Genomic DNA, 20,010 nt, shown 5'->3' with positions numbered 1-20,010 from the left:
CTGCGAGCAAGTTCAAGGGGCTGTAGCGCAGTTGGTAGCGCGTCTCGTTCGCATCGAGAAGGTCAGGGGTTCGATTCCCCTCAGCTCCACTCTAGGGGTCTTACTGGAACAAGTGCCTGAATGAAGGCCGAAGTAGGACTGCGACGCCTGAAGGTGAGCCAGGACCACCCGCACTGTGGGTGGTCCTTTTGTTTGTGCCCTCCGCGCTGGTTGCTGCGACCCGCTGACCTTGGAGGGCGTGGAAGATCGCCTGGTTGAGTAGGCGAAGCGCACTCGCTGTCGGTGCTCACACCGGTGTGATGGCCGTGCGCGGTCCGAAGGCCCAGGCGCTGGCGGCCGACCCCGCCGCTGCCGCCGAGGAAATCCAGCGGCGCCGGGAGGAAATCGGCTTCACCTACTTCGTCACCCGCCGCGGCTTGAGGCAGTCCCCGCGAGAAGCGCCGGGTGTGAGAACTTTCGGGCAGATTCCGCGGGCGGAAGCACTGTCGACGGGTTGGCTGGAGTGTTTCGGGGCTGCTATCGGATAGGAAAGCTCCGGATGTTCTGTCGTGAACAGAGGAGTTCGGGTGTTACGTAGGCTGGTAACTGGTTGTGGGGTCGCACTGGCGCTGTTCGGTGGCGTGGCCGCCACTTCGGGGCTTGCCCAGGCCGACACCGACCCGCACGAGGGCGGCGTCGCCGCTGGGACGTGGGTCTTCGTCAAGTGGTATCAGGGGAGCAACAGCATGGCTTCCTTCTACCAGTGCAATGTCGATGCCCAGCAGCAGTACCCGAACCACAACTACGAGTGCAGGGCGGCGGGCGACACGCTCCAGTTGTGGGTCGAATACTGAGACATCTCCGGCGAGGCAAGCCTGCAGTTCAGGCTTGCCTCGCTGCCGCATCGGCCACCGGTGCGCCGGGATCGAATCAACGTTTGCTGCTCATTCGCACGGTGGCTGACCGCCGGGCGCCTCGGCCTTCGTCGTGAACCAGCCCGGGTGGGTCTCGGACGCGGCTGGTTTCGCGTCTGCCGCGTCTGCAGGCCCGTCGGTGTCCTGCTCAGCGGCCTCGCCCGGGTGCCCGAGCCCGGTGAACGTGGCCTTGGCTTGCTCGTACAGCGTCGCGATCGCCGACAGCGCATCGTGTGCCTGGTCGGCTAGCCAGCTGTCGTCTTGAGTGTCCTTGTCTCCGGTCACGTCTTCGCCCCCGCCGCTCGTGCTCGTGGTCATCGCGGCATCACCACATCGATGATGTTGTCGGCGCGCACCCATTCGGGCTCCCGGTCAGCACTCCAGCCCTCGACCTGCACGGGGACCCAGGTGGTCTCGGTGCAGGCGTCGAAGACGGTGGTACCGGCCACCAGCCCACGCCGACACAACCGACGGGAACCGTCCAGCCGCTGACCAGGCACGTACGTGACCTGGCTGCCCACCTCGAACTGCGCCACCTCGTTCAGCGTTTGGTTTCGTTGCTCAGCCACACCTGGGCAAGCGTCGGCGCCCTTCCACATGACGCGATTTCGCCGCCATCTCCCCTCCCCGGGGGAATGGTGCGCGCCCGCTCTCGGTACGCAGTCTCAGCGGTTACTCAGGAGTTGGCGGTGGCCGTGTCGCTGCTGGTGGGTTTGGTGGCGCGGATGATCGCGGAGTGCATCCCGTCGGCGACTGGGTGGGTCGGGGTGACCTGGATGTCCGTGAAACCGGCGGCTTCCAGGCCGGCGCGGTATTCCGCGAAGGTGAGTGCGCCGGCGATGCAGCCGACGTAGTCGCCGCGCTCGGCGCGTTGCTCGGGGGTGAGGTGGTCGTCGGCGACGACGTCGGTGATACCGATCCGGCCGCCGGGCACGAGGACGCGGTGGGTTTCGGCGAACACGGCGGGCTTGTCGACGGACAGGTTGATCACGCAGTTGGAGATCACGACGTCGATCGTGTCGGCGGGCAGTGGGATGGCCTCGATGGTGCCCTTGAGGAACTCGACATTGGTGACACCGGCTTTGGCGGCGTTGGCCAGGGCGAGGGTGAGCATCTCGTCGGTCATGTCCAGGCCGTACGCCTTGCCGGTGGGGCCGACCCTGCGGGCAGAGAGCAGCACGTCGATGCCGCCACCCGAGCCGAGGTCCAGGACGCGTTCGCCGGCCCGGAGTTCGGCGACAGCGGTGGGGTTGCCGCAGCCCAGTGAGGCGGCGATGGCTTCGGCCGGCAACTGGTCCCGGTCGGCGGTCGAGTACAACGCGGCGCCGAACGAGTCGTCGACGTCCACCGCGGCGGGGCCGCAGCAGCCTGTGCCGGTGACGGCGGTCGCGGCTGCGGCGTAGCGAGCGCGGACGGTTTCGCGCAGGTCGTGATCGGCCACGAGTAGCCCCTTTCATCGACGGCGTTCGATGAAAGGACTGTATCGACCCGAGTCGATGAACACAACCATCGATGTCCGTCGATATAGTGAGGACATGGTGATCCCGTTGCCCCAGGCTCAGGTGTTGCCCGCGAGCGAGGCGGCGACCTATGCGGAGTGGTTCGCGTGTCTGGCCGAGCCGGTGCGGGTGCGGCTGTTGCACGCGGTGGCGACCAGCCCGCAGGGGATCACGATCGGGTCGCTCACCGAGATCGCCGGGGTGAGCCAGTCGACCTGCTCGCACCACGTGCGCAAGCTGGCCGACGTCGGTTTCGTGCTGCTGCGCAAGGAAGGCACGGCCACGATCGTCACGGTCAACCAGGCGTGCTGCGTCGGGCTGCCGCACGCGGCCGATGCGGTGATGGGCCTGCTCGCACCGTGCCCCTGCTGCCCGGACGACGTGCCGGACGAGGTGGTGGTCCGCGCGTTGGAAACCGAGGACTGGCCCGCGGTGCGGCGGATCTACGGCGAAGGCATCGCGACCGGGATCGCCACGTTCGAGACCGCGGTGCCCAGCAAGGCGGTGCTGGACGCGAAATGGCTGCCCGGGCATCGCTGGGTGGCCGAACTGGACGGACAGGTGGTCGGGTGGACTGCCGCCGCGCCGGTGTCCACTCGGGACTGTTACTCCGGGGTGGCGGAAACGTCGGTCTACGTCGGCGATGGCCACCGCGGCCGGGGGGTCGGCAAAGCGTTGCTGCACCAGCAGGTGGCGGCTGCCGACGCGGCCGGGTTGTGGACGTTGCAGACCGCGATCTTCACCGAGAACCGGGCCAGCGTCGCCCTGCATCACCAGGCGGGTTACCGCACGGTCGGCATCCGCGAGCGCATCGCCCAGCGCGATGGCGTGTGGCACGACACCGTACTCGTCGAGCGCCGGTCGCCCGCGATCTAGTCAGGCACTCGCGGTCAGCGGCTGGTGGACGCGGCCGGATGCGGCACGACGACGTCGGCCGCCTGGCTCGCCGTCACCCCGGGATAGAGCGCGCGGACGAGCAGGAGCGCGAGGCCGCCGCCGATGGCTTGCGCGGCAACGAACATCGGCGTCGAGGACGGGGCGATGCCGGCGAAGGTATCGCTGAACATGCGGCCGATGGTGATGGCGGGATTGGCGAAGCTGGTGGAACTGGTGAACCAGTACGCCGCACCGATGTAGGCGCCCACCGCGGCCGCCGCCCGCTCGGCGCGCCCGGACCGAGCCAGCGAGAAGATCACCAGGATCAGCCCGATCGTCGCGACGACCTCGGACAGCCCGTGCGCCGCGGTGGCCCGGTGGGTGGTGCTGATGCTCACCGCGCTCGCACCGAACATCAGGTTGGCCAGGACCGCGCCACTGGCGCACCCGGCGACCTGCGCCGGCAGGTAAGCCAGCGCGTGCCGCCAGGGCAGTCCGCCGAACGCGGCATCCACGAAGGACACGACGGGGTTGAAATGGGCGCCGCTGACCGGTCCGAACATCAGGATGATCGCGAACAACCCGGCCGCTGTGGCCGCCGCGTTCTCGGCCAGTTGCAAGCCCGTGTCACCGGGCGAAAGCCGCTGCGCGGCGATGCCCGAGCCGATCACCAGCGCGGCCAGCAGCAGGCTGCCGAGATACTCCGCCACCAGCTTTCGGGGCAACGGCTGCTCCATCAACACTCCTTCGAGGTCCACAGTGGCCCGGGGTCAGGCGAGGGCGGGCACACCCAGTTCGTCGAGCAAGCCGCGGACACGGCGTTCGATCTCGTCGCGCACCGGGCGGACGTCCTCGACGCTCTTGCCCGCCGGGTCGGCCAGTTCCCAGTCCAGGTAGCGCTTGCCGGGGAAGACGGGGCAGGCGTCACCGCAGCCCATCGTGATCACCACGTCGGCCGCGCGGACAATCTCGTCGGTCCACGGCTTCGGGAACTCGCCGGCGATGTCGATGCCCACCTCGTGCATCGCCTCGACCGCGGCCGGGTTGATCTCGTGAGCGGGTTCGGAACCGCCGGACCAGGCCAGCGCCCGGTCACCGGCCAGGTGCCGGAAGAAGCCCATCGCCATCTGGCTGCGCCCGGCGTTGTGCACGCAGAGGAACAGCACCACCGGTTTCTGGTCGGGGTCAGCCATGGGTCGCTCCAGGGAGGTGGACAACGGGGACCAGCCGGTCGATCCGGCAGGAGATGTCGTGGAACGCCTGCTCGAAGGCGTCGTCGGTGTCGACCCGGGCCGGGTCCGGGACCGACCAGTGCAACCGGTCGCGGTCACCGAGTTGTTCGTGCGCGTTGTCGCACACCGCGACCACCAGGTCACCGTCGTGCAGGACCTCGTCGACACGCGAGGTGCGCGCCGACGCCAGCGACAGACCGTGGCTCCGCGCGACCGCCACCGCCCGCGGATGTACCCGCACCGCTGGACGAGTCCCGGCCGAGGCCGCCGGCACCGGGCTCTGCCGCGCCCACAGCGCCGCCGCCAGCTGGGACCGCGCCGAGTTGTGCGTGCAGACGAACACCACCCGCGGCGCTGGGCGCAAACCCTCCGTCATCAGGTCGTCGAGACCGTGGAGACGCAGGCGCAGGTAGACCCGACGGTGGTCGCCCTCCGACCGGGACCGTTCGATCACCCCGGCCTGTTCCAGCAGCTTCACGTGATGGGCCAGCAGGTTGCTCGGCAAGCCCAGCTCGCGCCCGATCTCGGTCGGAGAAGCGTCACCCAGCACCAGCCGGTCCACGATCGCCAGCCGTGCGGGCTCACCCAGGGCCGCGTGCACCTGCGCCCGCTCCCGCACCGAGGAGGACCAGTCAGCGTTCATTGACTCAATGATGATTGAGGCAATGTCGCTTGTCAACGCTCGCGGGTGAGTGCCGGCGTGAGGGTGTTGTCAACTGATTTCGCCTGGACTGTCGGGGGCGATTTTCGGGCAGGTTTGGGCCGTTGAAGAGGCGAAAAATCCTTCAGGTATCGCCAAGCGGTAGCCCGGGCACTATGCCTGGAAGCGCAGGGGTCGCGGGGAGAGGGGATGGCCTTGAACGACGAACTGCGCAGGGCGTTGGAGCTCGAGGGAACCGCCGTCGGCTGCATGCTCATGCCTTGGTTCGACGACGAGTGGGCGCTCACCATCGCGGCGCAGCTGGACGAGTGCGTCGACCGGCTCATTCCCGGCATGGTGCGGCAGGCCAGCCCCTACGCGCGCGCGATCTACGTCGACCTGCTGATGGCGCTGGCGCTGACGGCCGAGTCCGTGCGGCGCAAGACCCGCGGGGACCAGGCTTCGGCGGACCAGCACGTCGCCTCCGCGTCGAAGTGCCTGGCACGCGTCACCATGCGCGAGATCGTCTTCCAGCGCGAGGGTGACCGGACCGACGGCAGCATCTGGGACTGACCCCGCCGCCGATCCACTCCTGAAAGTTAGCAGCGCTCAAATGAGCGAGACATAATGCTGCCCGAGTGTCACATTTCCGCATTCCGGAAAGGATTGCCCTCGCTTTTCATCGCGGGCGGAGTCTGTTTTCCTCTGATTAACGCCCGCGACATTCGGGAACGGTGGTACCGGTCGTGGAACCGTGCACTGTAGACCGTGCGGCCAACCTCAAGTCCTGCTCAAGAAATCCATAAGGGATGTGCCGGTGGGCACGGGACGGTGTTCAGTGAAGTAGGACAAGCGGCCGCCTCGCACCAATCATCCCGCCTGCCGGTAGCATCACATCCACCGGTGGTGGCCGACCCGCCCGAAGCCCCGGGAACCGCGTGGAGACCGACCGCCGAACTCTGATTCGTCAGTAGACGGAGCTGGAGGAAATCGTGGAGCAAGTCCGAGTGGGCGTGTGCGCGCTGGATCCGATCACCCGCGCCGGCCTGGTGAACTGTCTCGAGCCGCAGGCCGGTGTCGTCGTGGTGGCGGATCCGAGCCAGGAGCACGCCGACGTCGTGGTTGCGGCGTTCGACCAGCTCACCCCTGACGCGGTGGCCGCACTGCACGAAGCGGCCGACGTGACCACCCCGGTCATCCTGGTGCAGGACCAGGTCGGCGGCGCCGAGCTGCTGACCTCCGTCGAGCGCAGGGTGGTCGCCTTCCTGCCGCGCGCCGCGGCGACCGACGAGCGGCTGGTGCAGAGCGTGCGCGCCATCGCGGCCGGTGAGGACGCCCAGCCGAACGTGCTCGGGCAGCTGCTCGCCCACACCAGGCGGTTGCAGCAGGAGATGGTCGAGGCCGAGGGGGACGACGACGAGGCCTCCCTGTCGCCGCGCGAGATCGAGGTGCTGCGGCTGATGGCCGACGGCTTGGACACCAACGAGATCGCCCGCGAACTGCGGTACTCCGAGCGCACCGTCAAGAACATCATCTACACGCTCACCAACCGGCTCCGCCTGCACAACCGTTCCCACGCGGTGGCCTACGCGATGCGTGCCGGGATCATCTGAACGAAGCGTGAACGAAAACTGCCCGGCCGGGAAACCCGGCCGGGCAGTTCCATGTCGTCGATGCTTTATCCGAGTGGATGAACCATCCGGTTCAGATCAGTCCGTGGCGCAGCCCGTGTGCCACCGCGTGCACGCGGTTGCGCAGCCCGAGCCGGGTCAGCATGCCGTGCAGGATGTTCTTCACCGTGCGCTCGGAGTACGCGAGCTTGGTGGCGATCTCCGCGGTGTCCAGACCATCCGCGAGCAGGCGCAGCACATCGGTTTCCCGGTGCGTGAGGCCGCTGAGCATGAGGTCGCGCGGCGCGAGCACCTGCTGGTGCAGGCGGCCCAGTCCACGCAGGAGCGAGCCGAGCTGTTCGGCGGGCAGGTCGCCGCGCCCGCGGTGCGCGTCGCCGATCGCCCGCAGCAGCCGGGCCGTCGTGGCCTCCGCGCGCGGCACGAGCACGGTGAGGCCGTGCTCGATCGCGGCCCACAGTTCGGCCTGCCGCGGCTGGTCCGCGACGAGGACGAGCCGGCTGGAGGACGTCAGCAGTTCACGCAGGCCCGTTTCGGCCACCGCCACCACGACATCCGCTTCCGCCTGGTCTTCGATGAGCTCGATGCCCATTCTTTTCCGGAATTCACCGAGGAGTCCCGCTCGGATGAGCGGATCCGTCGTGCAAACACTCACTCGAATGGGTGAACGGCGGAGCTGATTGGGCGTCGGACGGTTGTCCGGCCAGGCAGTGCGCGACGACATGCACCTAGAAAACCGCCTCAGCACGGGAAGAAACAAGATCGTCAGGGGGGCAGCTTCTCCGCGGGCCAGTTCTGCCGGTTCAATAGTAGGTGGTGGACGAGACAAATGAGCGGTCGTCGACGTTCGGGAAGCTACTGCTGAGCCACCGGCGCGCGGCCGGTCTCAGCCAGTCGCAGCTGGCCGAGACGTCGGGTGTGAGCGTACGCGCGCTGCGCGATCTGGAGCGCGGTCGCGCCCAGGCGGCCCAGCAGCGGTCCGCCGAGGTTCTGGCGGACGCGTTGGGGCTGACAGGGCAGCAGCGCGAGACGTTCCTCGCCGTCGCCAAGGAGGGCCGCCGCCGCGGCGGGCGTGTCCCGGAGGCCGCCGCGCAGTGCGCGCTGCCGCCGCAGGTGCGCGACCTCGCCGGGCGCGAGGCCGAACTGGACCGGCTGCGGGCCGAGGCCAGGGGCGGCGGAATCGTCGCGGTCGTGGGCCATCCCGGCGTCGGCAAGACCACGCTGGCGGTGTCGGCCGCGCACCGGCTGCAGGAGGACTTCCCCGACGGCTGCTTCTGGATCGACCTGCGCGGGATGGACGAGCAGCCCGTCACCCCGCGCGCCGCGCTCGACAGGCTGTTGCGCGCACTCGGGGTCACGCCGGAGCAGATCCCGGTCGAGGAGTCCGAGCAGACCGCGCTCTTCCGGATGATGCTGGAGGGCAAGCGGGTGCTGGTGCTGCTGGACAACGCCGTCGACGAGGCCCACGTCCGCCCGCTGCTGGCGGCCAGCCCCGGCTGCCTGACGCTGATCACCTGCCGCCAGGCCCTCGCCGGGCTGGAAGCCGCCCGCTGGCTCTGGCTGGACCCGCTGGAGAGCCAGGACGCGGTCGGCCTGCTGTCGGTGATCGCGGGCGCGCAGCGCGTGGCCGCCGAACCGGCCGCCGCGGCGGAACTGGTGGAGCTGTGCGGTTTCCTGCCGCTGGCGGTGCGGATCGCGGGCAACCGGCTGGCGACGCGGCCGCATTGGTCGCTCGCCTACCTGGTGGGCCAGTTGCGTGACGAGCGCACGCGGCTCAGCTCCCTGTCGGCGGGCGACCTGCAGCTGCGGTCCGCGTTCGAGATGTCCTACCGGCGGCTGTCCCCGCCGGCGCGGCTGACGTTCCGCAGGCTCGCCACGCTGCCGGGCCCGGACTTCGGCCCCGAGGTGGCCGCGGTCGCGACCGACGTGTCCGAGCTGGACGTCCGCTGGTACCTCGACGAGCTCGCCGACGCCAACCTGGTCCAGGCCACCGCCGTCGCCGGCCGGTTCCAGTTCCACGACCTCATCCGGATCTTCGCGGGCGAGCGGCTGGAGGCCGAGGAGAAGCCCGCCGAACGGGACCGGCTGACCCGCACCGTGCTGGAGCACCTGCTGACCACGGCGAGCAGCGCGGCGAGGGTGTTCTTCCCGGACGGCCAGGGGTCCGCGCAGTTCCCGAACCAGGACGACGCCGCCGAATGGCTGGACCGGGAGTCCGGGAACTGGATCGCCGCGCAGCGGGTCGCGGCCCGGCTCGGCTGGCACCGCGCGGTGGTCGACCTCGCCAGGGCGATGCACTGGTACTCCGACAGCCGCTGGCTGCACGGCCCGTGGGACCAGATCTTCGGGCTCGGCGCGGAGGCCGCCGAAGCGCTCGGCGACCGCGAGGAAATGGCCGTGCTGTTCAACTTCGTCGGCTGGGCCCAGCAGGTGTGCCTGGGGGACAGCGAGGCCGCGCTCGGCACGCACCGCGAAGCGCTGGCCTTCGCGCTGGAGGTGGGCGACCGGCGCGAACAGGTCTGGGCGCACGCGTACCTCGGCGCCGCCCTGATGCGGCTCGGCCGGCTGGAGGAGGCACTCGAAGAGACCCGCGAGGCGTGTGCCGGGGCCGGGGAGTTCGGGTTCTGGACGGTGCAGATCTCCGTGCGCAACCGCCTGGGGCGCGTGCTGCAGGCGCTGGGCCGCTACGAAGAGGCGATCGCCGAGCACCGTGCGCTGGAGGAGGACGCGAAGCAGCACCGGGACGAGGCTTCGGAGGAGACCCGGCGGTGGATGGTCGGAGTGGTCGTCGAGGAGATCGGCCACTCCCTGTGCGGGCTGGGGAAGTGGCGGCAGGCGGCCGAGACGTTCCATTCGGTGCGGGAGACCTTCCACCGCAGCGGTTTCCTGAGCCACGCCGCGGCCGTGTGCCTGGACGAGGGCAAAGCCTGGCGCCGGGCCGGGGAGTACGGGCTCGCCCGGGAGTGCCTGGAGCTGGCGGTCGCGGGCTTGACCAGTCCGGCCGCGCGGTCACAACGGGAGCAGGCGCTGGCCGAACTGGCGCTGCTTCCCGCGGACTGACGGGAAAGCGGCCCTGGCCGATGGGGCAAGGTGCGCCCGAAGGAGCGCGCGGCGGTGTTCACTGAATCGTATTGCCGCGAAACTTGACCGGGAGACTTTCTTGGGTTCCAGCGACGCGAAGCCGGCCGCCCCCGACTTCGTCCTGTCGTGCGACGAGTTCGACGTGCTCTGGCGCGCGCTGGACCTCGGGTCGATGCCCTATCCGCTTGAGGTGCCACCCACTCCCGGCCAGCGCGAGTGGTTCACCGAGGAGGTCTACCGGGGGCTGGCCGAGCGTGGTCTCGTGCGCGGGAAGGTCGTCGACGCGCGGCTGGCGGACCTGCTGGGCCTGCTCGCCGAGCACCACACCGCGGTCGACGTGGTGGGCGACATCGGTTATCCCGTGCGGGCGCTCGCGGCGGCGGGCCGGGGCACGGGCGTGCTCGCCGTGCTCGCGGGCGGGGAGCTGTGGCTCACCGCGATCCCGCCGGCCGACCTGGCCGTGGCCGTCGCCGGGGTGCTGCCCCTGGAGTGCCCCGGGACGCCGGGCGAGAACCCGCGCATCGGCGGCCGGTTCGGGGTCTCCGCGCCCGACCGGCGGCTGGACTCCCCGGTGTGCTGGCTCGACACCGACGAGGGCCGCTACCTGCTGTCGCGCAACGGGTCCACGCTGGACGTCGAACCCGCCGACCCCACCAGCATCGAGCGCTGCCTCGCCGCCGTCCTGACCCAGGCCGACCTGGTCTGACGTCCGGAAACAGGGGTCCGTTCCACACCGGAGTATTTCGTGCACACCCCTCTGGTCGTTTGTCCGGCTCGCTCCGTTCCGTGCCCGCGGGGCTGTTAACTTCGGCCGCGGGAGTCTCTGGTTGGTGGGTTGTTCACTACGATCGCGCCTCCCTCGGGACCCCGCGCTGGGAAGGACGGTCCGACATGGCGCGGCAGCGCACTGAGCCGGCGGGCAGGCAGGCCGAGCTGGAAGCCCTGCGGTGGGACGGCAGGCGTCCGGCGCTGACGGTCGTCTGCGGTGCCACCGGCAGCGGCAAGACCACCCTGCTCGCGCGGACCTGCCGCGAACTGCGGGAAAGCGGCTTCGTGGTGCTGGAGGTGACGCGCACGGCCGAGTGCCCGGACTGGGACCTCTTCGGCGCGCAGGCCCTGCTCGGGGCGATTCGCGAGCAGTTCGAGCAGATCGGCGCGGACCCGCGGGTGGTCGAGTCCATCGATCTCGTCAGCAGGCTGTGCACCGCGGAGAGCTACGACTCGCCGTGGCAGAAGTTCTGCCTGCTCAGCGCGCTCGGCACGCTGTTCGGCCGGATTGGCGCGCACCGGCCGGTCGCGCTGGTGGTCGACGACGCCGACCGCATCCCCCAGCCCATGCTCGCGCTCGCGCCGGTGCACCGCGCCGGGCACTACGTCGTCGCGTCGTGCACCAGCGAGATGCTCGGGCAGCAGCCGGAACTGTGCGCGCTGGCCGACCGGGTGATCGAGCTGGGGCCGCTGGCCGACGAGGACCTCGGCAGCCTGCTCAAGCGGGTCGCGCACGAGCCGGTGGACGACGCGGCGCGCCGCGCGCTGCAGGACAGCCTCGGCCCCCTCTACCGCAACCCCGGCACGCTGGTGTCCACTTTGGCCGAATTGCGTAGCCAGGGCAGGCTCGTCGTGCTCGGCGGCCACCTGTGCCTGCGGGACCCGGGCGCGCCGATCGGCCTGCCCGCCGGGCACGAACTGCTCACCGCCGTCGCCGGGTACGGCGAGCTCGGCCGCAACCTCGTGATCCTCAGCGCGAGCGGCGCCGGGTTCGGCGTCGACGACGTGCCGGTGCTCGCCGACGCGACCGGCCTCCCGGCGCTCGACTACGGCCACGCCATCGACGGCCTCGTGCTCGCCGGGGTGCTCGACAGCGATGTGACCGGGCGGCTGCGGTGCCGCTGCCCCGCGCTCGGCACCGCGGTGACCGAGCAGGCGGGCGAGGACGTGGTCCGCGGGCTGCACCGGGCGATGGCCGACCAGCTGCTCGACACCGCGAAGCACTGCGGCCGCAACCAGTCGGTGCTCGCCGGGCACGTCGCCGCCGCGGGCCGCTCGCTGCCCGCCCGGCCCGAGCTGGCCGCGTTGCTGCGCGACGACGAGATCCACGTGGAGCCCGCCCGGCACATCGAGTACCGGTACGCCGCGTGGTGGCACAGCGAAGCCGGCACCGTCCGTTCGCGCCTGCAGTCCGAAGTCGTGCGCCTGCTCGTGCACACCGCCGGGTACGCGCGGCTCGCCGCGTTCGTCGCCGAGGTGGTCGAGCGCGCCGGTGCCGAAGCGGCCTTCGACGACCAGGCCCGCGCCGAGCTGTCCGCCGCGGCCGCGCTCTCCGCCATCCATTGTGGACAGCCGGTGCCCGCGTTCGTCCGGGACGCGCTCGTGCCGGCCGAACCGGACGGCCCGCTGGCCTTCGCCGACAGCTGGTTCGCAGGCGAGCCGGTCGTCCTCGACCAGGTCGCGGCCGCCTTCGCGCCGACCTGGCTGCACCACTGGTCGTCCCCCACCGCCCTCGACGGCCGCACCCGCCAGCCCAGGCCGTCGGCCGCGCGCGTCGAAGCCGGCTGCGCCCACCGCGACCTGGTGCCCGTCTTCGAGTCCGTGCTCGGGTCCGACTACCGCGCGCCCACCGAAGGACCCGTCGCGATCTACCACCGCGTGTTCCGCGGCTACACCGACGGGGACTGGGCGAGCGCGCTCAGCGCCGCGCGCGAGCTGGGGCTCACGCCGGGCGCCGACGACCTCGCGCTGCGGTGCGCCCGCCTGCTCGCCGCCGAGATGTGCTGGTGGCGCGGGGAGGACCGGCAGGCGCGGGACTGGCTGGACGCCGTGCCGGACGACGGGGTGTTCCCGGCGTTGCGGGCCTGGGTGTCGATCGGGTTCCGCTACCACACCGGAGACGTCGACGGCGCCTTCGAGGAGGGCTGGAACTCCTACCGCGTGCACGCCGAAAGCGTCGACGAGCCCGGCGCCGCCCGGCTGCTCGTGCGGCTGGCGTCGATCGCCATGGAGTCCGGCCGGAACCACGCGGCCCGGCGCATCCTCGCCGAGGTCGACAGCCGCTACGACCGGCGCGGGCGGGGCCGGTCCGCCGAAACCGCGTTGCTGGTCCGCGGTTTCGTGGAGGGGGACCCGGTGTCCATCCGCGCGGCCGAGCGGCTCGTGCGCGAACGCGGCGAACAGCTGGACCTGACGATCGCGTGCCAGATGGTCGGGCGCATCGCCGGTGAACCGCGGCCCTGGCTGGAGGAGGCGTACCAGCTCGCGAGCGCCATCGGAGCCACCCGGCTGACCGCCAGGACCCGGTACTCGATGAAGCGCTGCGGGGTGGCGCCGCTGCGCCGCGACCGGCGCGCCGAGCTGTCCGGACTGGACCTGCAGATCATCGAGCTCATCCGGCAGGGCAAGACGAACCGCCAGATCGCGGTCGCGCTGCGGATGAGCGCCAAGACGGTCGAGAAGCACCTCACCAGGTTGTTCGCGAAGGCCGGCTGCCGGACCAGGCACGGTCTCGCCACCTCCGACCTGGGTGGGAAGCTGGAGTCGATCGGGGCATGACAGTCGTGGGCGAAGTCAGCACGGAGGAGCCGGGAACGTGAGTCAGAACGTGGTCGTGGTCTCCCAGGCGCCGGGCCAGGGGTACCGCAGCATCGGTGACGCGGTCGCCGACGCCCGCGACGGTGCCGTGATTCTCGTCGGACCCGGCCGGTACACCGAGAACCTGGTGGTCACCAAGGCGGTGACGATCACCGCGGAGGACGGGCCCGGCACGGTCCAGGTCGTCGCAGACAACGGCGTCACCGTCATCGTGGACAGCGAGTCCGCCGCGCTGTCGGGCATCACGGTCAGCGCGACCGACGCCGACAGCCCGGCCGTGGTCGTCGTCCGCGGTCAGCTCGCGATCACCGAATGCCTGCTGCAGGCGTCGGCCTGGTCCACGGTGTTCGTCCGCGACCAGGGCAGCGTGCTGATGCGGGAGTGCGAGGTCCGCAACCCGGTCGGCGCCGGTGTCGTGGTGACCTCGCCCGTCGGCGGCGTGCTCGACGCCTGCCGGATGGGCGACCTGGGCACGTCGGGCATCGTCGTCGCCGAGGCCGGGGTGCTGCGGGCGCGGGCCTGCTCGGTGACCACCGCCGCGGGCAACGGGATCTGCCTCAACGGCGACGGGCGGCTCACCGTCGAGGACACCACCATCTCCGGTGCCGGAAAGCCCGCCGTGGCGGTGGAACAGCAGGCGGGGATGACCGCGACGCGACTGACGGTGTCCAATGTGGACGCTGTCGGCTTCTATCTCGCCACCAGCGGGCAGGTCGTGCTGGAGGACTGCTCGGTCTCCGGGGCCGGCGCCGAAGGCGTGTTCGTCGCCGAAGGTTCCGCTCCCGTGCTGCGGAGCTGTTCGGTGTCCGGCACCCGCGGCCGCGGGATGCACTTCGCGGGCCGCGCGTCCGGCACCGTCTCCGGCTGCTCGGTGTCCGATGTGGACGGTATCGGCGTGGCGGTGACCCAGCGCAGCGTCACGGAGTTCGACGCGGTCACCGTGTCCGGCTGCACCTCCGGCGTCCGGATCGAGGACGGCGCGGACCCCCTCTTCCGCCGGCTGCGGGTGATGGGCTGCGACGGCGCGGCGGTCGAGGTCGACGGCGGCGCGCGCGGCACGCTGGAGAACGTCGAGATCGACGGCGGTGGCGGCGTGGGCCTTTCGGTCACCGGTTCCGCCCGGCCCTCGGTGACCGGGCTGAGTTTGCGCAAGCCCGCAGGCGCCGGGGTCAGCGTGGTCGGGGCGGCGCTGGCACTCGCCGACGGCGCGATCGACCGGGCGGGCGCGGACGGCGTGTACGCCGGTTCCGGTGCCGACCTGTCGCTGGTGCGCTGCCGCGTGCAGGGCAGCACGGGAATGGGCTGCCTGTTCGACGAAGGCGCGTCCGGTTCGGTCAGCGAGTCGGAGTTCTCCGGTGGCTCGGCCGACGGGATCCGGTTGGACACCGAGGAATCCGTGCGCGTGGCGGGCTGCACCGTGCGCGACAACCGCGGCAGCGGGGTGCGCCAGACGCGTCCCGGCGCCGCGATCGAGGTGCTGGACCTGATCACCCAGGGCAACCTCGCGCCCGACGCCTACGGCACCGCGGCGGCCGCCCCGGCGCCCGCGCCGGAGGAGCCCGCGCAGCGGCCGGTGCTGGCGTCCGACCCGTTGGTGGAGCTGCAGAACCTGGTCGGCCTCGCGGGTGTGAAGGCCGAGGTGACCTCGCTGATCAACCTCAACAAGATGGCCAAGCGCAGGCAGGACGCCGGGCTGTCCGCCCCGCCGATGGCGCGGCACCTTGTGTTCGCCGGCGCTCCGGGCACCGGCAAGACCACCGTCGCGCGCCTCTACGGGCAGATCCTGGCGCAGCTGGGCGTGCTGCGGAAGGGACACCTGGTCGAGGTGGCGCGGGCGGACCTCGTCGCGCAGATCATCGGTGGCACGGCGATCAAGACCACCGAGGCGTTCAACACGGCGCTGGGCGGGGTCCTGTTCATCGACGAGGCGTACACGCTCAGCACCGGGCAGGGCGGCACCGGCCCCGACTTCGGCCGCGAAGCGATCGACACGCTCGTGAAGCTGATGGAGGACCACCGCGACGACGTCGTGGTGATCGCCGCCGGGTACTCGAAGGAGATGAAGCAGTTCCTCGAGTCCAACCCCGGCATGGAGTCCCGCTTCAGCCGCACCATCGAGTTCGCCAACTACACCGCGGACGAGCTGGTGACCATCGTGCGTTCGCAGTGCGCCAAGCACGACTACCGGCTCGACGAGGACGCCGCGGACGCTTTGCTGCAGTACTTCGAGGAGATTCCGAAGGACGGCACGTTCGGCAACGGGCGTACCGCGCGACGGGTGTTCGAGCGGATGACCGACCGGCAGGCGTCGAGGCTGGCGATGGCCGCCACGGCCGACGCCGCCGACCTCACCCTGCTCACCGTCGAAGACCTCCAGCTCAATGGTTGACGAGGAACGGTGCTGGTCGCCGAGCGTGCTTGACGGCGGGAGTGAGAATGAATCGGAATGCGGCACGCCAGGCGCTGGACGTCCTGGTCGCCGAACCCGGAGCAACCCAGCTGCTGGTTCGCCATCGTGAGGAGCCCCCGTCCCGGGTGCCGGACGGCCCCGCCGTCCCCGGACAGCTGATCGTCTCGATCTCCGAGCGGGCCCGGCAGGTGCCCGCGTTCCTCGCTGCCCTGCCGACCCTGCTGGGCGAGCTGCCGGACGGCGTCGAGTCGGTGTGGATCGGGCTGCCCGGACTGGCCGGTGACCCCGCCGGCGCCCAGTTGCTGGCCAAGGAACTCGAACTCGACGTCGTCGCTCCCGACGGGCCGTTCCTCGACCCGGAAGCCGGACGCTACGCCGGGCACGGCACCGGGGGTACGGGCTGGTGGCGGTTCCGCGCCGACGGTCCCGCCGGTTTCGCCGGGCTGCGCTGCCCGTCGCCGCGCTGGGAAGCCCTCGTGCCGCGGACCACGGTGACGGTCGACGCGACCACGGTCGTGGATCCGGTCCCCGCCGGGCTTTACGCGCGGACGGTGGGCGCACCGGCGGTCGACCGCGCGGACGTCGCGTTCTCGGTGCCCTTCGACGGGCGTTTTCCGAAGGTCGTGGTCGGTGGCGGGGATGCGACCCCTTCTCCGGCTTCGATCGCCACGGTGCTGAACCGGCTGGCGGACGGCGACCCGTTGCTCGTGCCGATGACGGCCGAGGTCACGGACCACATCTGGCAGGCCGAGCTGGCGCTGCGGACCGGGCGGGACGTGCGGTTCGCCAGTGGGGTGCCGCTGGGGCCGGTGCCGTCCTGCGTCCTGACGGCGGAGGGCAAGAGCCTGTTCCAGCCGTTCCCGACCGTGCTGCGGCAGACCGCCGGAGGCGGGGACCAGCACGTGCTGGACATCGCGCCGCCGCCGGCGGGCTGGACGCGCAGCGGCCCGCGGAGCTACCGCCTCGGCGACGGGGACACGGCGGTGTTCGCCGACGTCGTGCCGTCCGGGCTGGTGCTGCGCGCGGCATCGGCGGAGTGCGCGGCCGAGGTGGCGCCGTTCGACCCGACGGGCTGGACGCTGCAGCTCGGCAACGCCGGCGACCCGGTGGGCGTGCGGCTCCTGGTCGCCACCGAACGCCTGCTGGCGGCACTCGACCCCGGGCGGCGCGCGGTGGTGCGGGTGCGCGTGGCAGGCACGCTGGACGAGCAGGCGGCGGCGGTGCTGCACCGGATGTCGGCGGGGGTGCAGCCGGCGGGGCGGGCGCCCTCGGTGGCTTCGGGGCCTGCGCGGCCTTCGGCTCCGGCACCGCAGGCTCCCGTACAGCCTCGGGTGCAGCAGGCTCCGGCGCAGCCGCAGCAGGCTCCCGTGCAGCAGCCTCCGGCTCCCGCGAAACCGGCGGCTCCGCCGCGACCGGCCGGGGCCCTCGATCCGCGGCTGCTGTCGGCGCCCCCGTCGATCGCGATGATGTCCACCTCGCCGGTGTCCACTGTGTCCGAACCGCCGCGCGCGGTCGAGGAAGCACCGGCGGAACCCGACATCACCGAGTTCGTGCCGCCACCGGCGCCCGTCGAACCGGAACCCGTCGCGCCGGAGCCGGCCGAGGCCGAACCGGTCGCGGAGGAGGTGCCCGAGGAGGAGCCCGTCGAGCAGGCTCCGGTCGCCGAGGAACCGGAACCCGTGCCGTCCCAGCCGACCGGGGAACAGGAGCCGTTGAAGCCGCTCGTGCTCGCCGACCGGCCGAGCACGAGCGCCGAGCAGGCGCGCTTCGCCGCCGCCGCGGGAGACGCGTTCTCCGAAGCGCTGGCGACGGTGAACGCGGCGCTGGCGGCGTGGCCGTCGATGCGCCAGGGCGACACGTCCGACGCCAAGGCGGACTACGTCGCGGTGTGCCTCTACCTCGGCCGCGGCGAGGCGAGCGCGGCGCAGCTGAACGGGGCCGTGCGCGCCGGGCAGAAGGGCGGGCTGGACGGGCAGTTGCAGTGCCTCGTCTCGGGTATCCGGCGGCTGCCGACCCACCGGCGCGCGGTGCTGCGGCAGGGCAAGGTGGGCGAGTCGCTCGAACACGCGAGCACTCCCGGGACGCTGCTCAGCGAGCCCGGTTTCCTCACCGCCAGCATGGATCTCGACGTGACCGTGCCCGGCGCCGACCTCGACGTGCTGATCTGGCCCGCTTCGGCGCGGCGCACGTCGGAGCTGATGGTCAGCAGGCCGATGAACGAGGTCGTCTTCGCCGCCGGGGCGCGGTTCAAGGCGCTCGCCGTGCGCACCGCGGCGGAGGGCGAGGAAGAGACCGAGGAAGGCGAGGAGGGGCCGGCCGCGCCGCGGGTCGCCGTGTTGTTCCGCGAACTGGCACCCGGCGAGCAGCCCGACACCGAGCTCGACGAACGGGACCTGGCGGTGCTGGCCAAACTGGACCAGGTGCTGGCGCGGCGGCAGCAGGCGACGCTGCGGCTCGTCGAGGATCCCGACGTGGCGGCGCGACTCACCACGTCGCTGGTGGAGTGGCAGCCGGACGTCGCGGAAGAGCTGAGCGGGCACACCGTGGGGGCGTCCCGATGAGGGCGCGGCGGCTTTCCGCGTTGACGGGCAGCGTGCTGCTCCTGGGAGTGCTGTCGGCAGGGCCGGCCGCGGCGCAGCAGACCGCCACCCCGTTGCCGAACAACCAGCAGGCGTGCCTGCCGCCGCCGCAGGGGACCGAGACTTCGGTGCCGTGGGCGCAGCAACAACTCGCGCCGCAACGGGTTTGGCCCCTCACGCGGGGTGGGGGGATCACCGTCGCGGTGGTCGACACCGGGGTGGACGCGCACACGCCGCAGCTGGCGGGGCACGTGCAGCGCGGGGTGGACATCACGACGTCGTCGCACGGTCCCGCCGACAGCGACTGCTACGGGCACGGCACGTTCCTCGCCGGGATCATCGCGGCGGCGAGCGCGCCGGGGACGGGCTTCGCGGGCGTCGCGCCGGACGTGTCGATCCTGCCGATCCGGGTCGCCAACTCGGCCGGCGACAACTCGCCCGGTGCGCTGACGGCGGACAGCATGGCGCGCGGTATCCGGCAGGCGGTGGACTCGGGCGCGCAGGTGGTCAACATCTCGGCGAGCACGACGGTGCCGAACGCCGATCTGCAGGCGGCCGTGCAGTACGCGGCGAGCCGGGACGTGGTGGTCGTGGCGTCGGCGGCGAACAGCGCGGAAGACGGGGACCCGGTGACGTACCCGGCGTCCTACCCGGGCGTCATCGCGGTCGGCGCGGTGGACGCGAACGGGCAGCGCGCGAACTTCTCGCAGACGGGGCCGTTCCTTTCGCTGGTGGCGCCGGGGGTCGACGTGACGAGCATCGGGCCCGGCGGTCCGGGGCAGTGGCAGGGCAGCGGAACCAGTTACGCGGCCCCGTTCGTGGCGGCGGCCGCGGCGCTGGTGCGCGCGTACCGCCCAACCCTCACGGCAGCGCAGGTGAAGCACCGCCTGGAGGCGACGGCCAACCACCCGGCGGCGGCGCTGCCCGACCCGGGGCTGGGCTGGGGCACGGTGAACCTGATGGCGGCGGTGACGACGGTGCTGCCGGAGGAGGGTGGCGCCGGTGCGCAGGTGATGGTCACCCCGCCGCCGGTGCGGCCGGCGAACGTCCAGGCGCCGGACGAACTGGGCCCCCTGCTGGCGGTGGCGGGTGTCATGGTGGCGGCGATCTTCGCGTTCGCGCTGGTGCGGGTCTCGCGCCTGTCTCGCGGCGGCCGTCGCCGGGGGTGGCGGCCCGCCCGGGTGGTGGAGGTCGTGTCACCGAAGCCGGCGGCGGGGGCGGGGGCGGACTCGGAGCCCGTGGGATCCGGTTCGGCGGGAGTTCTGGGGCGGAAGGACTGATCCCGGGGCGGGTTCGGTGCTTGGGCGCGGTTTCTGGCTGAGGCCGCGCGGTTTTCTGGCTGAGGTACCGGGCCCGGCCGGGCGGAATGGCTGAGGAGCCTCGGTTGTGGCCGTTCGGTGGGGCTGAGGTCGCGTGACTTTGGCCGAGTGCAGCGGCTGAGGTCTGGCGACTTCGGCTGAGTGCAGCGGCTGAGGTTCCGTGAATTTGGCTGAGGAGCCCGATTCTGGCCGATTTCGGGACGCTGAGGTCCCGTGAATTTGGCTGAGCGCCAAGCTTCGGCGGCGCCGGATGGCTAAGGCCTGATAC

18 protein-coding genes and 1 tRNA gene are annotated in these 20,010 nt (G+C 71.5%); 12 read left to right on the top strand and 7 right to left on the bottom strand.

All coding sequences use genetic code 11. The features are described from left to right. The first annotated feature begins 16 nt into the window (after positions 1 to 16). The 3 genes from FHX82_RS09080 (at position 17) to FHX82_RS09075 (ending at position 833) form a co-directional block, all read left to right on the top strand. Positions 17 to 89 (top strand) — tRNA-Ala (locus FHX82_RS09080). A gap of 210 nt (positions 90 to 299) precedes the next feature. Continuing rightward, positions 300 to 527 (top strand): hypothetical protein, encoded by a 228-nt coding sequence (locus FHX82_RS36875; RefSeq protein WP_145937579.1) that lies wholly within the window; start codon positions 300 to 302, stop codon positions 525 to 527. Between the two features lie 39 nt (positions 528 to 566). Beyond that, positions 567 to 833, top strand: coding sequence for a hypothetical protein (locus FHX82_RS09075; RefSeq protein ID WP_145937580.1), 267 nt, complete (start codon positions 567 to 569; stop codon positions 831 to 833). Between the two features lie 90 nt (positions 834 to 923). On the opposite strand, the gene FHX82_RS09070 is transcribed toward FHX82_RS09075, so the two are convergent. From FHX82_RS09070 to arsM, 3 genes are all read right to left on the bottom strand, one after another. Then, positions 924 to 1,211, bottom strand: coding sequence for a hypothetical protein (locus tag FHX82_RS09070; protein WP_145937581.1), 288 nt, complete (start codon positions 1,209 to 1,211; stop codon positions 924 to 926). Next, positions 1,208 to 1,429, bottom strand: coding sequence for a hypothetical protein (locus tag FHX82_RS09065; RefSeq protein ID WP_229880443.1), 222 nt, complete (start codon positions 1,427 to 1,429; stop codon positions 1,208 to 1,210). Before FHX82_RS09065 ends, FHX82_RS09070 begins: the two co-directional genes overlap by 4 nt. 140 nt (positions 1,430 to 1,569) lie before the next feature. After that, the gene (gene arsM / locus FHX82_RS09060; protein ID WP_145937582.1) at positions 1,570 to 2,334 is read right to left on the bottom strand and encodes an arsenite methyltransferase; all 765 of its coding nucleotides are present in this window, start codon (positions 2,332 to 2,334) and stop codon (positions 1,570 to 1,572) included. Between the two features lie 94 nt (positions 2,335 to 2,428). Here arsM and FHX82_RS09055 point away from each other — a divergent pair, with 94 nt between their 5' ends. Further along, positions 2,429 to 3,268, top strand: coding sequence for a helix-turn-helix domain-containing GNAT family N-acetyltransferase (locus tag FHX82_RS09055; RefSeq protein WP_229880446.1), 840 nt, complete (start codon positions 2,429 to 2,431; stop codon positions 3,266 to 3,268). A 14-nt stretch (positions 3,269 to 3,282) separates the two neighbouring features. Here the strand turns inward: FHX82_RS09055 and FHX82_RS09050 are convergent, their stop codons facing one another. The 3 genes from FHX82_RS09050 to FHX82_RS09040 are packed head-to-tail and all read right to left on the bottom strand — an operon-like array spanning position 3,283 to position 5,143. After that, a complete protein-coding gene (locus FHX82_RS09050) occupies positions 3,283 to 4,005 on the bottom strand; it encodes an aquaporin (RefSeq protein WP_145937584.1) in 723 nt (240 codons plus the stop codon). A gap of 33 nt (positions 4,006 to 4,038) precedes the next feature. After that, positions 4,039 to 4,461, bottom strand: a complete 423-nt coding sequence (locus FHX82_RS09045; RefSeq protein ID WP_221215366.1) for an arsenate reductase ArsC — start codon at positions 4,459 to 4,461, stop codon at positions 4,039 to 4,041. After that, on the bottom strand, positions 4,454 to 5,143 hold the full coding sequence (locus FHX82_RS09040) for an arsenate reductase/protein-tyrosine-phosphatase family protein (RefSeq protein ID WP_145937585.1): 690 nt from the start codon (positions 5,141 to 5,143) through the stop codon (positions 4,454 to 4,456). The genes FHX82_RS09045 and FHX82_RS09040 overlap by 8 nt, the downstream gene beginning before the upstream one ends. A gap of 207 nt (positions 5,144 to 5,350) precedes the next feature. Here FHX82_RS09040 and FHX82_RS09035 point away from each other — a divergent pair, with 207 nt between their 5' ends. Beyond that, positions 5,351 to 5,713, top strand: coding sequence for a hypothetical protein (locus FHX82_RS09035; RefSeq protein WP_145937586.1), 363 nt, complete (start codon positions 5,351 to 5,353; stop codon positions 5,711 to 5,713). 419 nt (positions 5,714 to 6,132) lie between these two features. Next, positions 6,133 to 6,753 carry a helix-turn-helix transcriptional regulator gene (locus FHX82_RS09030; protein ID WP_145937587.1) on the top strand — a complete coding sequence of 207 codons (621 nt, stop codon included), beginning with the start codon at positions 6,133 to 6,135 and terminating at the stop codon, positions 6,751 to 6,753. Positions 6,754 to 6,844: 91 nt separating this feature from the next. Here the strand turns inward: FHX82_RS09030 and FHX82_RS09025 are convergent, their stop codons facing one another. Next, positions 6,845 to 7,360 carry a helix-turn-helix transcriptional regulator gene (locus tag FHX82_RS09025; RefSeq protein ID WP_229880448.1) on the bottom strand — a complete coding sequence of 172 codons (516 nt, stop codon included), beginning with the start codon at positions 7,358 to 7,360 and terminating at the stop codon, positions 6,845 to 6,847. A gap of 224 nt (positions 7,361 to 7,584) precedes the next feature. Here FHX82_RS09025 and FHX82_RS09020 point away from each other — a divergent pair, with 224 nt between their 5' ends. From FHX82_RS09020 to mycP, 6 genes are all read left to right on the top strand, one after another. After that, a complete protein-coding gene (locus FHX82_RS09020) occupies positions 7,585 to 9,828 on the top strand; it encodes an ATP-binding protein (protein ID WP_145937589.1) in 2,244 nt (747 codons plus the stop codon). A gap of 100 nt (positions 9,829 to 9,928) precedes the next feature. Further along, positions 9,929 to 10,555 (top strand): ESX secretion-associated protein EspG, encoded by a 627-nt coding sequence (locus FHX82_RS09015; RefSeq protein WP_229880449.1) that lies wholly within the window; start codon positions 9,929 to 9,931, stop codon positions 10,553 to 10,555. 185 nt (positions 10,556 to 10,740) lie between these two features. After that, positions 10,741 to 13,395 carry a LuxR family transcriptional regulator gene (locus FHX82_RS09010; protein ID WP_145937590.1) on the top strand — a complete coding sequence of 885 codons (2,655 nt, stop codon included), beginning with the start codon at positions 10,741 to 10,743 and terminating at the stop codon, positions 13,393 to 13,395. Positions 13,396 to 13,432: 37 nt separating this feature from the next. Beyond that, the gene (locus FHX82_RS09005; protein ID WP_145937591.1) at positions 13,433 to 15,823 is read left to right on the top strand and encodes a right-handed parallel beta-helix repeat-containing protein; all 2,391 of its coding nucleotides are present in this window, start codon (positions 13,433 to 13,435) and stop codon (positions 15,821 to 15,823) included. A gap of 47 nt (positions 15,824 to 15,870) precedes the next feature. Then, a complete protein-coding gene (locus tag FHX82_RS09000) occupies positions 15,871 to 18,405 on the top strand; it encodes a hypothetical protein (RefSeq protein ID WP_145937592.1) in 2,535 nt (844 codons plus the stop codon). Continuing rightward, positions 18,402 to 19,703, top strand: a complete 1,302-nt coding sequence (gene mycP / locus FHX82_RS08995; RefSeq protein WP_145937593.1) for a type VII secretion-associated serine protease mycosin — start codon at positions 18,402 to 18,404, stop codon at positions 19,701 to 19,703. Before FHX82_RS09000 ends, mycP begins: the two co-directional genes overlap by 4 nt. Positions 19,704 to 20,010 lie beyond the last annotated feature (307 nt).

This window comes from Amycolatopsis bartoniae (assembly GCF_014191255.1).
GTDB classification, from domain to species: Bacteria; Actinomycetota; Actinomycetes; order Mycobacteriales; family Pseudonocardiaceae; genus Amycolatopsis_E; species Amycolatopsis_E bartoniae.
This window is presented reverse-complemented; position numbering and strand designations above follow the sequence as displayed.